This window comes from Liquorilactobacillus sicerae (genome assembly GCF_029916425.1).
Taxonomy (GTDB): Bacteria; Bacillota; Bacilli; order Lactobacillales; family Lactobacillaceae; genus Liquorilactobacillus; species Liquorilactobacillus sicerae.
Window position 1 is genome coordinate 46,383 of record NZ_JAHAVQ010000003.1, and the last position, 15,120, is coordinate 61,502.

The window sequence follows — 15,120 nt, forward strand, 5'->3', positions numbered from 1 at the left end:
CTAACTGCTAGGGCGATCCTTTTTTAATTTTCTAATTAAAAGGCTTATTATTCTTCAACGGCAGCTTTAGCCACCAAAGCAAACGTATCACGGGCAATCATTAATTCCTCATTCGTCGGAATTGCCAGCAAATGCGTTTTGCTCCCAGCGGTCGAAAAATCAAACGGCAGCTGATGATTCTGATTATAACGTGGCTGAAAGCTGACCCCTAGGCATTCCAGCTTGCGGCAGATCATATCACGAATCAGGCAGTCATTTTCACCAATTCCGCCAGTAAAAACGATCGCATCCGCGCCGCCTAATTCCAGCCAGTAAGCACCAATGTAATCACAGATTCGCTTGACAAACATCTTGACCGCCAACGCCGCCTGTTGATTAGTTGATAACTGCCGCTGAACTTCACGCATATCACGGCTGATCTCTGAAACTCCTAAAATTCCAGAGTGATGATTTAAAATTTCTATGCACTCGTCAGCATCTTTGAACGCCCCATGATCCAGTAAAAAAGCCAAAGCCGAAGGATCAATGTCACCGCTGCGCGTACTCATCATTAAACCAGAAACCGGTGAAAAACCCATCGAGGTGTCAAGGCTGCGGCCATTTTTGATTGCTGCGGCTGAAGCTCCCGAACCTAAATGCAACGTGATCAGTTTCAAGTCAGTCACCGGTCGCTGCAGCATTTTAGCTGCTTGCTGAGCAACATAGCGATGGCTGGTCCCATGAGCACCGTATTTACGGACTTTATATTTGCGATAATATTTCAATGGGAGCGCATATAAATAATTTTCTGGCGGCAGACTAGTATGGAAAGATGTGTCGAAAACGGCCACTTGACGACAGTTTGGAAATAATTTGCCAGCTTCGCGAATTCCGGCAATGTTAGCCGGATTATGCAATGGAGCCAGTTCGATCAAATCTTGCAGCTTATCCATCATTGCAGGCGTAACTTCAGTTGATTTGGTAAACACTTCTCCACCAGCCACGATTCGATGGCCAATCCCACTGATTTCCTGACTATTTTTAAGCACGCCATGTTTGATCAAAAGCTGTAACGTCAAAGCAATTGGATGAAGCTCCTCAGAAAAATGATCAATAAACACTTCTTTCTGGTCGGCTAGTGTCAACGTTGCCTTACATTTTTGCCGATCGGAGTAATCGATCAAAACTTTGGCTAGGCACTTCTCTGCTGGCATTTCAAACAAGCTGATTTTCATCGACGAACTGCCAGAATTGACCGATAGTATTTTTTTCATTAACCATTCTTCTTTCTTCTATTGTGATATATTTCACGTTATATGTTAACATACTCAAAATTGTTGTCAATTGCTTTTTAGCTTTTTTCGACGGTTCCTATTATGTAAGCGATTTCTTGAGAAAAATAAATAAATTTGCTTTATAATTTAATAATAAAACGATTATGGATTAAGTGTTGCAATTCACAATCTTTTAGTTTATTATTTGTCTTAGTTACATTAAGTGACTAATTTCACAATAAAAATTATAAATTTTTTTAAGGAGGATTTAAATGACAGTCACCAAAAAAGTTAAACCGACGCTTTCTCCTGAAGAAAAAGCCGCCCAATATCAGCAAGCTGAAATTTATACTAACGGATTAGTCGAAAAAGCCGTTGTCGCTGAGAAAAAGTATGCCAGCTTTTCACAAAACCAAGTCGATCAGATCGTTGGGGCAATGGCCCAAGCTGCTTCGCAAGCCGCACTTGAATTGGCAAAGGCAGCGATTGCAGAAACGCAACGAGGAATTCTTGAAGATAAAGTTATTAAAAATCAATTTGCTGCGGAAAATGTCTATAACACCATCAAACATGATCGCACAGTTGGAATCATCAATAATGACCAAGTTGCTGGCAAAATTGAAATTGCTGCTCCGCTAGGTGTTTTGGCCGGGATCGTGCCAACAACTAATCCGACATCGACAGCAATTTTTAAATCACTGCTAGCTTTGAAAACTCGGAATGCTATTATCTTTGCCTTTCATCCCCAAGCTCAAAAATGTTCCGTCCAAGCAGCCAAGATCGTTTATCAGGCGGCCTTAAAAGCTGGAGCTCCCCAAAATATTATCCAGTGGATCGCAAAGCCCAGTCTCGATAATACGACCGCTTTGATCCGCAATCCAAAAATTGCTTCAATTCTGGCAACTGGCGGCCCGGGGATGGTCAATGCGGCTTTGAAATCGGGGAATCCTTCGATGGGGGTTGGTGCTGGCAATGGTGCAGTTTATGTTGATCATACCGTTGATTTGGACCGAGCAGTTGAAGATCTGTTGCTCTCTAAACGCTTTGATAACGGAATGATTTGCGCCACGGAAAACTCAGTTGTCGTCGAAGCGGCGGTCTATGATGCTTGGCTGGAAAAAGTTCTGGCCAAGGGTGCTTATCTGCTGCCACCAAAGGATTACCAAAAATTAGCTGATTTTGTTTTCAACGACCGTCATGGAGTTAATGGTCCAGTTGCTGGCAAATCGGCTAAGTGGATCGCCGAACAAGCTGGAATCGACCTGCCAGCTGATAAGGATGTCATAATTTTTGAATTGGATCCGAAAAATATTGGTGAAAAGCTTTCTTCGGAAAAGCTTTCACCACTGCTGTCGGTCTACAAAGCTCAAGATCGTCAAGCTGCAATCAAAATTGTGGCTGCCTTGTTGAATTATCAAGGTGCCGGTCATAATGCTGCGATTCAAATTGGCTCGCAGGACGATCCTTTCATTAATGAATTTGCTGATCAAACTCAAGCTGCCCGAATCTTGATCAACCAGCCGGATTCAATCGGTGCAATCGGTGATATTTACACCGCAGCTTTGCGGCCAAGTCTAACCTTAGGAACTGGTTCATGGGGGAAAAATTCATTGTCACATAATTTATCGACTCGCGATCTGTTAAATATCAAAACCGTTGCTAAACGCCGTAGCCGGCCACAGTGGATTCGGTTGCCTAAAGAAATTTTTTATGAAAAGCATGCCCTATCTTACCTGCAAGATGTTCACGAAAATATTAATCGAGCTTTGATCATTACTGATGCAGATCTTTCCAATCAAGGCTTGATCGAAGAAGTTAATGCGCAGTTGGCCTTGCGTGATCGGCCAGTCAAAATTTCAATTTTTGATAAAGTAACTGCGGATACTAATATCAGCCAAACATTGGCACTAGCTCAAGTCATTGCTCAATTTAATCCAGATACGATCATTGCTTTAGGTGGTGGAACAGTCATCAATGCTGCTAAATTAGCACGTTTTACTTACGAATACTCTCTCGATCAAAAAGCTGGTTTCTTGGAAGATTATCAGGCAAATCGCAATTTGTTCATGAGTATCGAACAAAAATTGATGGATATCAGCGAACGGGTCGTCAAATTTAATCATCATTTGACCAGCCAATTGATTGCCATTCCAACGACTTCTGGAAGTGGCTCAGAAGTAACGCCATTTGCGATTGTCACTGATAATCAGACTAAAATCAAATATCCATTAGCTGATTATGCTTTGACACCAGAAACAGCGATCATTGATCCTGAATTGACCAAACATTTGCCAAAAGCAGTCGTTGCGACTGGTGGAATGGATACTTTATCGCATGCGTTGGAAGCCTATGTTTCGGTCATGAGTTCTGACTTTACTCGTCCATGGTCGCTAGAAGCAATCAAGTTAGTTTTCCAAAATTTGGTGGCTGCTTATAATTATGATCCCGCTCATCCGACATTTGAAGGCGAAGCTGCTCGTAAAAAAATGCATTATGCAGCTACTTTAGCTGGGATGGCATTTGCCAACAGTTTTTTAGGACTAACCCATTCTCTAGCTCATAAAACCAGCGGCGAATTTGGCTTGCCAAGTGGCTTAGCTGTGGCCTGTGCTATGATTCCAGTCATTCGTTTTAATGCTGTCACCGGTAAGGTCAAGCGGACTCCATTTCCACGCTATGCAGTCTACCGAGCTCAAAAAGACTATGCTGAGATTGCTAGTTTCATCGGTTTAAAAGGTCAGAATGATGCCGAATTAGTTGAACAGCTTTGCCAACAAATCGAAAAATTGATGACAGCGGTCAAAATTACGCCGCGTTTATCAGCAAATCATGTTACTAAACAGCGCTTTGAAGGTGCCTTAAAAACCTTAGTTGAGATGGTCTATACTGATCGTTGCACAACGACTAACCCGCGTCAGGCCAGCTTGGCAGAAATTGAGCAGCTGTTACGCGATCAATTCTAATTTTTGCACGATAAATAATTAAAAATAAATTTCCATAATAAAAAGACACACGAAATTTCTAACGTGTGTCTTTTGTGTTACTGGCAGCTAATCGAACTTAACGAGTCAAACTGTTAGTAATCCGACTTTCAAATCTTTCCCGCAACTGGGTTCGATCAAGTGCTTTGATTACTATAAATAATAATGGTGTTTGAATCGCAAAATCGATGATATTACGACCTAAACGACTCCAAAATAGAACTTTCCAAGCAACTTGATACGTCAAATGAATCAACCAGGAATCAATCAGTAAACTAATGGGAATTAAAATCAATAAGTTAGTAATAATAACGGACCAAATGCTTGGCTGCTTCTTATGCAAAAAAATTCCATAAACTATTCCGCCTAAAAAAGCCGTTAATAGAAATGGAAAAGCAAATGTTCCACCACCCAGCAAAGTCCCAATGAAATCCGAAGCCATTTCTAATCCTCCGGCTAACCACGGACCTAAAAAATATCCCATCAAAGCTGTACTGATGAAACCCAAATTAAAATCAACGTAAGCTGGACCAAATGCTAATTTGTAAAAAACAACATCAATTGCTAACAGTAACGCTGCTAAAGTTAATGCTTCAACCCTCAGCCGTGGACTTTTCCAACTAAAAAAATTATTTTTTTCGCTGCTCATTCTCTCTTTCCTCTGCATCTGACTGCCAACTCAACAACTATTTATTTTTCTTCAAACCACTCCCTAATCAGCAAAAGGCATTTTTTAGTTTTTTTTAGGATGTCTGACGTTAGATTTTAAAAAATGCCTGTGCCTTTTAGGTATAATTTACCTTTATTTGTCTAAAATAAAAGTAAATTATACTTTTATTAAATCTATTTTACCTTGATCCAAGCAATAATGCAAGTCAAACTTGCAAACGATACAAACGAGCTGGACGTCCCGGACCCTGTTTAGCTGCTACCCCAACTTCTTGAAACAGCCAAGCATGAGTTTTACGAAAATTTGAATTATCAATTTGATCCGCTTTGATTTTTAAAAATGCTGCATAAACAACTCGGGCCGTTTTCAAAGTAAAACTCTTGCCCAAAACCAACAGAATGTTTGGCTGATAATCGAGTTTATTTTTGATCCGCAAACAAGCAATCTTTAGCAACCATTCATGATCAAACGCTAAAGAATGCTCGTGCCGAGCAGTTTGATAAAACTCAAGTTCACTCTGCCGTTTGGGCAAAACAAATGCAGCTGGTTCTCCGGTAAAAGTGTAATTATGTTGCTGATCATGACCTAAAGCAAACCACTGAGCATCGACTGCTCCATAGCCAGCATTTAACTTTGGCATATCAGGCAAAAAAGTCATATACGCTAAAGATATCTCACGTTTAGCAGTTGGTGAACGCAACGGATTAGTAAAAGTTTCCAACTGTTCAGTATGAAAACGTGACAATTTCAAACCAATCTTCTCCTGAACTAAACGTAAAGCTGCCTGATCTGCACCCTCGTGAACGCGCATGACAGTTTCGGGCAATGCCCAATAATTTTGAAACGGCGGGTCTGCCCGCTTGATCAATAATAAATTGACTTTTTGCGCACGCAGATCAAAACTCCAAATAATATTGGTTATTGTAACTTTCGGCTCGACAACAACTTCAACCACTTAGACCACCCATTTCCATTATTTGCTGCTTAAATTATACCGCAAAATATAGAAGGAATAAATTATAACAAAAATGAATGTTCATTTTTATTCATTTCCTCGATTCGATTTAATCGCTGATCAATATTAGGAATTTTGCTTGAAATATCTCGCATCAATAAATTTATTAATAGCAACGGTGTACTATAGACATCGAAAACTGAAGAAATTGTAATTGGACTAATTAAAGCAACCTTTGAATATTTAACTATTGGCGACAAGCGACTATCTGTAATTGAAATAATCTTGAAGCCCTTATTATTTAAATCTTGCATTTTTTTCAAAAGAGAGCTTGAATAACGTGGAAAAAACGTCGTAAATATCAAACTTTTTTTAGGATCTTCTAAATCAACATTCTCCCAAGCTGGAGTACCATAATCCAGCTTGTAAACGTTGGGTCTTAACCGACTAAAAATATAATACATGTAAGGTAACAGCGTTTCAGACATCCGGTTTGACATTAAAAAAATTTTATCTGATTTTGCTAAGATCTCAACAACATTTTTATATTCTGCAGTTTGAGTTATCTCTTGAAGTTCCTTTAAGTTGTTGATTTCCTGATTTAAAATATTAAGGTTTTTATCATTTTCATCTTCATTATTAATAATTAAATGTCGTTTTTTAATTGTCATTTCTGAACTAATAATTTTTTGTAAATAACGTAAAAAATCATTATAGCCATTATAGCCCATTTTCGTGCAGAATCTTGAAACGCTTCCTTGACTCACACCTATTTTATTGCTTAAATTATCAGCCGTCATAAAAACTATCAAATTATATTTTTTTTCGATGTACCTGGCAATTTTCTGATTGACTTCTGAGGTTTGATCTACTGCTAACAAACGATCATCCAAATCCTTTTTATCCCTGATTTCCTTAACTTTCAAATGAATCATCTCTTTTCAAACAAAATATTGCTACTTGTCCATTCAATTCTTTATTGTCCACTTTGAATTGGAGCTTTTGATGGTCAGAATTTTGAATTATTAGACAATCCTTTTCTCTTAGCTGAAATTCATTATCGTTAAGAGACACTTTAGAATTCCCCTTTAAAGCAAAAACTCCGACTATCTCAACATCAAATTTAAACTTTGCTGGTAAGCTGATTAATTTCATCTGTGCTTGCCACTCAGGACGATAGATTAAATTGATATCCTCCGATACACCCAATGATTGAACCTGATCGCTCCCTGCAAAAAAATACGGTTGATTCTTTTTTATTTTAAAACTTCGTAAATTATTTATCAAAGTAATCTCATCTTTAGTTGGAATTAAAATTCTTTTAAAACCGTTTAAATTCGAAAAAGTGCTTTTTTCAATCTCAATCGTTGCGTAGGAGAAACGAAAAGCAAAATTTCTTTGCTGGTAATCTCCATCCTCAGGATAAAGATAAACTTCCGTTGTCTCCCCACCTAGCCATGATTGTCTAACATATGAATTATGTTTCCTTAAAATAATTTTTGTCATTAATATTCCTCACCTGTTCATTAAATAAAAAGAGGATAAACTATGGTCTAGCATAATCCATCCTCTATAATTAGGCTTAAATTTTTACGCTTGATAAACCAATTTTCCATTTTTAATAACTTTAGAAACAATATTATTTCCAGTATTGTACAATAGGTAACGAAAATCGGAATAGTTTAAAAAGACAATATCGCCAATCTTTCCAGGCTCCAAACTGCCCTTTTCATCAGCAATATCTAACGCAGCTGCCCCATTCAAGGTTAAGGCAGTTAATATCTCATTCATCGTCATTTTCATTGAAAAGCTTGATAATGCAACTATCAGCGGAATTGAACAAGTAAAGGAGCTACCAGGATTATAATCTGAGGCAAGTGCGACCCCACAGCCCTTATCAATTAGCTCGCGCGCGGGAGCAAAGTTTTCTTTTAAACAAAAAGCAGTACAAGGCAACAGCGTCGCAACTGTATTCTTTTTCCGGCTAAGTTCATCAATTTCAGCTAAGGAAATTTTTATTAAATGGTCTGCCGAAACTGCATCTAATTCCGAAGCCAATTTAACTCCATTTAAATTGGCAATTTCGTCTGCGTGCATTTTAATTTTGAATCCAAGTTTTTTGGCTGATTTTAGCAGTTTACTAGAGCTTTCTAAATCAAAAACTCCCTGATCACAAAAAACATCGACAAATTCAGCTAGCTCTTCTTCCTTGATCACCGGTAAAACTTCTTTTATTATAAATTCGATATATTCATCAGTTTTGTTTTCAAATTCACGTGGAATAGCATGAGCTCCTAGATAGGTGACTGAAATATCCACCGGTTGAATAACATTCAATTCTCTAAAAGCTCGTAATTGTTTAAGTTCAGCTTCCTTATCCAATCCATATCCGCTTTTGCCTTCCACAGTAGTTATTCCTTGATGCAACATTTCCTGCAATCGATTTGAACCTAGTTTTTTTAACTTGGCTGAAGATACCTTACGCGTTGCATCAACTGTTGCCTGGATTCCGCCACCTTTTTCCATTATCTCCATATATGTTGATCCAGCAACTCTCTCACAAAATTCATCGAGTCGATATCCTGCAAAAAGGAAATGGGTATGCGAATCGACAAATCCAGGAACAAGTGTTGATCCAGTTGCGTCTATGATCTTATCAAAGGTTGAGATATTTCTACTCTTAACTTTTTCTATCACTTCATCTGTTTTGCCAATATATTTTATTAGTCCATTCTCAAGGAAAATCGCACCATCATTAATAATTTTTATTTGATTCATTTCCTTGCCATGCTTGATAGAATTCCCAATTGGAGTTGCAATTTGGCTCGCATGTAGAATTAATAAATTTTCCATTATTTATCACGCTTTCGGAAAAGTTTTTTCAACTGATTTGTTAATCAAATCTTTTTCTGCTAAATACGGCTCAGTAATATGAGCCTCACCTTTGAATTTATTGTTAAATTCTTGAGTTGTTTCCATTGCATTTTTATTTCTTGCCCAATTTCTTCGTGCTACTCCACCCATAACATCCCAGAGAATTGCTTTTTTAATAATTTCATCAACACGCTCACTTCCATCAAGCACTAAACCAAATCCACCATTAATGGCACGTCCGATTCCTACCCCGCCACCATTATGCAGTGTTACTAAACTCATTCCGCGAGCTGCATTGCCAGCAAAACATTGAACAGCCATGTCAGCCATAACATTGCTTCCATCATGAATGTTTGAAGTTTCTCTAAAAGGAGAATCTGTTCCACTAACATCATGATGATCACGGCCAATCATAACCGGACCAATTTCACCTTTTCTCACTAGTTCATTAAATTTAAGCGCTATTCTAATTCGGCCTTCAGCATCTTGATAAAGAATGCGAGCTTGTGTCCCAACCACTAATTTATTTTTTTCTGCATCGCGTATCCATTTGTAATTATCCAAGTCCTGATAGCGACGATATTTATCTATACAATCCATTGCAGCCTGATCAGTTTTTTGTAAATCTTCTTTCTTTCCAGACAGACAAACCCAACGAAATGGTCCATATCCATAATCAAACAAATTTGGTCCCATTATATCTTCAACGTATGATGGAAGAATAAAACCATCTTTATCGTCAATACCATTTTTTGATACTTCCTTAACACCTGAATCATAAACAGCTTTTAAGAAAGAGTTCCCATAATCAAAGAAATAAGTTCCTTTTTTATGAAGCTCTTCAACCAATTCAAAATGTTTGTGTAAAGTTTTATCGACTAATTTATGAAACTTCTCTCGATCATCTTTTAACATTTTTGTACGTTCTTCAAAAGTTATACCTTGTGGGCAATATCCTCCTTCATAGACGGCGTGGCAAGATGTCTGATCAGATAACAAATCAACATGAATGTCATGATCGATAACATATTTCAATAAATCTACTATATTTCCATGATAAGCAACTGATAAAGCTTTTTTGTTTTTTAAAGCATCTTCAACCTTTTTGAATATCTTATTCAAATCATCTGAATAAACGTCCACCCAGCCTTGATCCAAGCGTGTTTTTACTCTAGAGAGATCTACTTCGGCAATTACTGAAACAGAATTTGCAATTTTTGCAGCCTTAGGTTGTGCTCCGCTCATTCCGCCTAAACCTGAACTAATAAATAATTTCCCTTTTAAATCATCTTTTAAAGGAATTCCCAGTTTTTGACGCCCAGCATTTAATAAAGTATTATAAGTCCCATGTACAATTCCTTGCGGACCGATATACATCCAACCGCCAGCCGTCATTTGACCATAGTTGGCAACTCCCATTTCCTCAGCAACTTCCCAATCTTTTAAATTATCAAATTCGCCAACCATTAAACCATTTGTAATAATAACTCTTGGGGCGGTTGATTCAGATGGGAAAAGCCCTACCGGATGACCTGATTCAATAACTAAAGTCTGATCATCAGTTAACTGTTGCAAATATTTTTTGATTAATTGGTATTGCATCCAGTTCTGACAAACACTTCCCGTTTCACCGTAAGTAACTAATTCATATGGATATAAACCGACTTCAAAATCAAGATTATTATCAATCATAACTTGAAAAGCTTTACCTTCAAGACTTTTTCCTTGATATTCATCGATTGGATGTCCATAGACTCTTCCTTCAGGCCGAAAACGATAACCATAAATTCGACCTCTAGTATACAATTCGTTCAAAAATTCCGGTATCAACTTTTTATGAAATTTTGGTGGAATATATCTTAAAGCATTCTTCAAAGCAACTTTTGTTTGGTCCATTGTCAAGCGGAACCCACGCGAGGGTGCCCTCCTAATTCCTTCAACAAATTTCGGATAAGCAGGAAGTTCATCATCAACTAATGACAATTCAATCGGTTTTTCGTTAATTTTGATCTTACTTAAAATTTCAGAAACTTCTTGATCTTTATTTTTTACACCACTCATTAAAAATTCATTTCCTTTCTAGAATTAATCAATACTTTCGAAATAACTCATTGTTTGATCAACTTTTCGCATAATACTTTCTTCATCGATTTTGCTTAACTTGCCATCTTTAACAGTTTCCTCACCATTTACAAACACTGTTTTAATCGCAGTCGGCTGCAATGAATATACAATGTTAGGTAAAAGTTGTTCTAAATTATTACTTAATGGCTTCATCGAAAAATCATTTAAGTCAATACCAACAAAATCAGCTAAGGCACCCGGCTTTATTTCTCCAGCATTTATGTCTAATTGCTTAGCTCCGTTTTTTGTGCCCATATCAAAAGCTTGTTTGCATTTGACACAAAGTGCATCCTGTGTGGCAGCCTTTTGCAATAAGGCTGTCATTCGCATTTCTTCAAAAACGCTAATTCGATTATTTCCACAAGCTCCATCGCTGCCGAGTGCGATGTTAATCTGATTAGCCGCCATTGCAGGAATATTTGTTATGCCATCCGCTAAAAACATATTACTGGATGGACAATAATTTAACGCAGCATGCTTGTTTCCTAATAACTTAATTTCATTATCATTTAGCCAAACACCATGTACCAGCACTAAAGAAGAATCCACAACACCTAACTTGTCCAAATATTCAACTGTTCGCAAGTGATGTTTCTCAAGTGTGGCCTTAACTTCAAATGGTTCCTCTGCAACATGAATATGAAATTTAGTACCCATTTCTTGGGCTAAATTATGACCAGCCTGAATCATTTCTGGACTTGCTCCGTGTAAACTGTGGGGGGCTGGCAAAACTGTAACTAATGGATCACTTTGATGCTTTTCCGCTAATTTTTTAGTATTGGCAACTGCTTCTTTAATCGATTCTAAATAACCATCAGGTGCACCATCCCAGTCGTACATGGTTCTAGCAAGAACTAATCGAATACCGATATCCTTAGCTGCCTGAATAATCGCTTCATCTGAGTCATTGCCGAAATTATGGAGATAGAAGAAATCACAAACAGTTGTGACACCACATCTCATCATTTCTGCATAAGCAAATAATGCACCATTATAAATATCTTCCAACCTCATTTTAGGTGAGTACTTATAAAGTGAATTATCACGCCATTTTAAAAAAGGTTGATCAATAGCTATTCCTCGTAACAAGCTCTGAAAAGAATGATTGTGCGTATTAACTGTTCCCGGGACAAAAACCAAATTCTTATATTTATAGGAAGGAACTTGCGCATATTTTTTTAACATACCTGCTTGTGGTCCCAGATCTGTGATTGTATTGTTGGTAATTAGAATCGCCCAGTCTGTTTTAAAGCCAGCATTTGTATATAAATATTTTGGCAATAATATTTTTTGCATTAATCTAACTCCCTGTCTAAGTCCAAAATGGTTTGTAATAGCACATTCCCAGCAACTTCAATATCTTCAATTTTTGAATACTCTTCCTTGCAATGACTTTTACCATCAATACTTTTAACAAATAACATTCCTGACCGACCAATATGAGCCATATTAGCCGCGTCGTGTCCTGCCATACTAGTAAAAACCTTTAAATTAAGATTTGAGTCAGCTGCGATTGTATTGGAAAATGTCTGAATGATCTTAGCATTAAGATCAACTGGCTTTTGATTTAAGATTACGTTACGCGTAACTTTAAGGCCAATTTTCTCCAGGTTTGTAAACAATTTACCCAAGTAGCTGATTGCCTCTTCGACTAAGCCCCAGTCCCCGGAACGTAAATCTACATTAAAACGCACCCGACCTGGAATAATATTAGCAGCATTGGGCTCAATCTCAGCAAAACCAATTGTCCCAACAACAGGCTCATTACTCTCCAGACTCTGTAAATATTCTCGCAGCTTAACATTGAGCCAGCTTAATGACAAAAGTGCATCTTTGCGATGAAAAAGATCAGTTGTCCCTGCATGATTAGCTTCACCATCAATAACAACCAACTCTCGATAGATACCAGTTATTTTTTTGACAACAGCTACTGGATCACCACTATCAAATAACCTTCTGCCTTGTTCAATATGGCATTCAATAAAAGCTGTAAAATCATTATCTAACCAGCGAGCACTTTCTAAATTCTTAAAGTTTCCACCTAAACGATCAATGGCCGTTGCGAGCGGTTCACCAGTTTCAATGTTTTTAAACTTTGCCAAATACTTTTTATCAACCACTCCAGAAATTATTTTGCTTCCGAGGGTAGAAATTTGATAAGGATTAGGTTCTTCGCCAGTTAAAGAAATCAATTTTAGCGGATGTTTTAATTTGATTTGCTTTTCAACCATCGTTTGAAAAGCTTCAGTGGCAAGTAAAACTCCCAGTGCACCATCATACTTACCGCCTTCTGGAACACTATCATTATGTGAGCCAATAATTAATGGCTTTAGCGATTTGTTGGTTGAATATGGATATTCTCCCCATAAATTTGCAGCTGCATCCGTCGTCACAGAGATATTAAAGTTCTGCTGCCAATAAGTTTTGATCCAGTTTCTTGATTCAATGTCAGCTTTGGAAGCTAATGAACGATTTATGCCACCTTGTTTGCTTAAACCAATCTGACCTAAGTTTTCAATATTTTTTTTAATTCTGTCTTTATTAATTTTCAACTCAATTAAATTGCTTTTTACCAATCATTCAACCTTCTTTAAAATAATAAGCATTATTAATGTTTATTATTACAATGATTTGGATCTAATTAACTTGCTGGCGATTCCTTTATATTTTAGAAATTCTGATGTTAGTCTTGTTTCAAACTTTCTTTGCTCACCAAGTTCTATTTTTAAAATTTTCTTAATTTTGCCTGGATGTGAGCTCATTATTACAACTCGATTAGCTAGCAAGATGGCTTCTTCAACATCATGTGTAACCATAACAATGGTTTTAGGTGATTTTTGCCAGATATCAAGCAATAAATCCTGCATGTCTTCTCTAGTTTGCATATCAAGTGCCCCAAATGGTTCATCTAAAAGTAACACTTCAGGATCATTTGCTAAACCTCTAGCTAATGCCACTCTTTGTTGCATTCCTCCGGAAAGATTTTTAGGATATAACTCTTCAAATTCTTTTAAGCCCACCAAATTAATATATTTTTCAGCAATTTCAGCTCTATCTTTTTTATCAATTCCTTTTTGCCTTAACCCAAATTCAACATTTTTTTTAACAGTCATCCAAGGAAATAAGCTATAGTGCTGAAAGACCATTCCCCTATCAGGACCTGGGCCATCGATTTCCCGTGAATGACACTTAACTTCACCTTCCGAAGCATTTTCTAACCCACCAATTATTCTTAAAAGAGTAGATTTGCCACAACCTGATCTGCCGATAATAGAAACAAATTCTTTGTCATGCACTGTTAGGTTAATGTCACTGAGAGCTTGAACATCTCCATTTTTTGTATGAAATTTTTTTGAAACATTTTTTACTTCAATACTTTCATCCATAATTCAAGTCCTCCTAAAAATTCCAGGCAAACAATACTTTATTCAACAGTGTTAGAACCGTGTCGACTATTAGTCCAATTATTCCCAAAATTAAAATTCCTACAAAAATCCTATCAGTTTGAAAGGTTCGCTCTGCTTGAAGAATACTGAACCCAATACCTGATGAAGCTCCTACTAACTCAGCAACAATAACGTATGTCCAAGCCCATCCCAAAACGATGCGAATAGTGTTCATAATATCAGGCAAGCTTTTAGGTAATATTACTTTCCACAAAACGTTCAGAGTATTCGTTCCAAGTGTATATGAAACCTCTATCAATGACTGATCAACATTTCTAATATCATTTGCAATCATTAAAACTAGCTGTGGTAAACTTCCTAGAATTATAACTGCAATTTTTTCGGATTCACCAATTCCAATCCAAAAAATAAAAAGAGGAATGAAAGCTGAAGCCGGCATGTATCTAACGAAAGAAAAAACTGGTTCAAAAAATGCTGCAATAGGTTGATACGCTCCAACTAATATTCCTAATGGCAAAGCAACAATCAAAGCAATTAAAAAGCCAGTCATTACTCGATAAACAGTAATACTTATATCACTCCAAAACCCCGTCGAAAGCATGTTAGTCAGCGCACTAAACGTTGATGAAGGCGTTGGAACAAACATTGTACCAACTATCTTCCCATAAGTTATCCAGCTCCAAAATAACAAAATTAGAACAAAGGCTAAAATTCCCAAAATTATTCTGTTTTTTCTAGAAATTTCTTTTTGAGGTACTAAAACTTTTTTCAAAATTGATTTTTTTTCTAATTTTGTTGATGTTTTTGCGATATATTCAGAATTCTCTACTTTTGAATCTGTCATCTTGTCACCACT

Annotated in this window: 13 protein-coding genes; 1 reads left to right on the forward strand and 12 read right to left on the reverse strand. The window is 37.1% G+C overall.

All coding sequences use genetic code 11. The features are described from left to right. Window positions 1-47: 47 nt before the first annotated feature. Window positions 48-1,253 carry an acetate/propionate family kinase gene (locus KH893_RS02390; RefSeq protein WP_281164578.1) on the reverse strand — a complete coding sequence of 402 codons (1,206 nt, stop codon included), beginning with the start codon at window positions 1,251-1,253 and terminating at the stop codon, window positions 48-50. Between the two features lie 257 nt (window positions 1,254-1,510). Continuing rightward, the gene (locus KH893_RS13165; RefSeq protein WP_427859747.1) at window positions 1,511-1,591 is read right to left on the reverse strand and encodes a hypothetical protein; all 81 of its coding nucleotides are present in this window, start codon (window positions 1,589-1,591) and stop codon (window positions 1,511-1,513) included. Between the two features lie 6 nt (window positions 1,592-1,597). Here KH893_RS13165 and adhE point away from each other — a divergent pair, with 6 nt between their 5' ends. Then, on the forward strand, window positions 1,598-4,216 hold the full coding sequence (adhE, locus tag KH893_RS02395) for a bifunctional acetaldehyde-CoA/alcohol dehydrogenase (RefSeq protein ID WP_427859748.1): 2,619 nt from the start codon (window positions 1,598-1,600) through the stop codon (window positions 4,214-4,216). 97 nt (window positions 4,217-4,313) lie between these two features. Here the strand turns inward: adhE and KH893_RS02400 are convergent, their stop codons facing one another. The 10 genes from KH893_RS02400 to KH893_RS02445 form a co-directional block, all read right to left on the reverse strand. Beyond that, a complete protein-coding gene (locus KH893_RS02400; protein ID WP_281164580.1) occupies window positions 4,314-4,883 on the reverse strand; it encodes a folate family ECF transporter S component in 570 nt (189 codons plus the stop codon). A 226-nt stretch (window positions 4,884-5,109) separates the two neighbouring features. Next, window positions 5,110-5,859: an NrtR DNA-binding winged helix domain-containing protein gene (locus tag KH893_RS02405; RefSeq protein ID WP_281164581.1), complete on the reverse strand. Its 750-nt coding sequence runs from the start codon at window positions 5,857-5,859 to the stop codon at window positions 5,110-5,112. Window positions 5,860-5,921: 62 nt separating this feature from the next. Then, the gene (locus tag KH893_RS02410; protein WP_281164582.1) at window positions 5,922-6,794 is read right to left on the reverse strand and encodes a MurR/RpiR family transcriptional regulator; all 873 of its coding nucleotides are present in this window, start codon (window positions 6,792-6,794) and stop codon (window positions 5,922-5,924) included. Further along, window positions 6,775-7,365, reverse strand: a complete 591-nt coding sequence (locus KH893_RS02415; RefSeq protein WP_281164583.1) for a HutD family protein — start codon at window positions 7,363-7,365, stop codon at window positions 6,775-6,777. The genes KH893_RS02410 and KH893_RS02415 overlap by 20 nt, the downstream gene beginning before the upstream one ends. 84 nt (window positions 7,366-7,449) lie before the next feature. Further along, a complete protein-coding gene (gene hutI, locus KH893_RS02420; RefSeq protein ID WP_281164584.1) occupies window positions 7,450-8,712 on the reverse strand; it encodes an imidazolonepropionase in 1,263 nt (420 codons plus the stop codon). Window positions 8,713-8,718: 6 nt separating this feature from the next. Then, on the reverse strand, window positions 8,719-10,794 hold the full coding sequence (hutU, locus tag KH893_RS02425) for a urocanate hydratase (RefSeq protein ID WP_281164585.1): 2,076 nt from the start codon (window positions 10,792-10,794) through the stop codon (window positions 8,719-8,721). 24 nt (window positions 10,795-10,818) lie between these two features. Then, complete coding sequence (locus tag KH893_RS02430; protein WP_281164586.1) at window positions 10,819-12,153, reverse strand: amidohydrolase family protein; 1,335 nt, start codon at window positions 12,151-12,153, stop codon at window positions 10,819-10,821. Continuing rightward, on the reverse strand, window positions 12,153-13,433 hold the full coding sequence (locus KH893_RS02435) for a Zn-dependent hydrolase (protein WP_281164587.1): 1,281 nt from the start codon (window positions 13,431-13,433) through the stop codon (window positions 12,153-12,155). Before KH893_RS02435 ends, KH893_RS02430 begins: the two co-directional genes overlap by 1 nt. Window positions 13,434-13,478: 45 nt before the next feature. Continuing rightward, window positions 13,479-14,243: an ABC transporter ATP-binding protein gene (locus KH893_RS02440; RefSeq protein ID WP_281164588.1), complete on the reverse strand. Its 765-nt coding sequence runs from the start codon at window positions 14,241-14,243 to the stop codon at window positions 13,479-13,481. Between the two features lie 13 nt (window positions 14,244-14,256). Next, on the reverse strand, window positions 14,257-15,108 hold the full coding sequence (locus KH893_RS02445) for an ABC transporter permease (protein WP_281164589.1): 852 nt from the start codon (window positions 15,106-15,108) through the stop codon (window positions 14,257-14,259). Window positions 15,109-15,120 lie beyond the last annotated feature (12 nt).

What these genes read in the sequence shown, in the direction of transcription:
- KH893_RS02390 (WP_281164578.1), bottom strand. Translation starts at nt 1,253, where the DNA reads ATGAAAAAAATACTATCGGTCAATTCTGGCAGTTCGTCGATGAAAATC.
- KH893_RS02430 (WP_281164586.1), bottom strand. Translation starts at nt 12,153, where the DNA reads ATGCAAAAAATATTATTGCCAAAATATTTATATACAAATGCTGGCTTT.
- KH893_RS02410 (WP_281164582.1), bottom strand. Translation starts at nt 6,794, where the DNA reads ATGATTCATTTGAAAGTTAAGGAAATCAGGGATAAAAAGGATTTGGAT.
- KH893_RS02415 (WP_281164583.1), bottom strand. Translation starts at nt 7,365, where the DNA reads ATGACAAAAATTATTTTAAGGAAACATAATTCATATGTTAGACAATCA.
- KH893_RS02400 (WP_281164580.1), bottom strand. Translation starts at nt 4,883, where the DNA reads ATGAGCAGCGAAAAAAATAATTTTTTTAGTTGGAAAAGTCCACGGCTG.
- hutI (WP_281164584.1), bottom strand. Translation starts at nt 8,712, where the DNA reads ATGGAAAATTTATTAATTCTACATGCGAGCCAAATTGCAACTCCAATT.
- hutU (WP_281164585.1), bottom strand. Translation starts at nt 10,794, where the DNA reads ATGAGTGGTGTAAAAAATAAAGATCAAGAAGTTTCTGAAATTTTAAGT.
- KH893_RS02445 (WP_281164589.1), bottom strand. Translation starts at nt 15,108, where the DNA reads ATGACAGATTCAAAAGTAGAGAATTCTGAATATATCGCAAAAACATCA.
- KH893_RS02440 (WP_281164588.1), bottom strand. Translation starts at nt 14,243, where the DNA reads ATGGATGAAAGTATTGAAGTAAAAAATGTTTCAAAAAAATTTCATACA.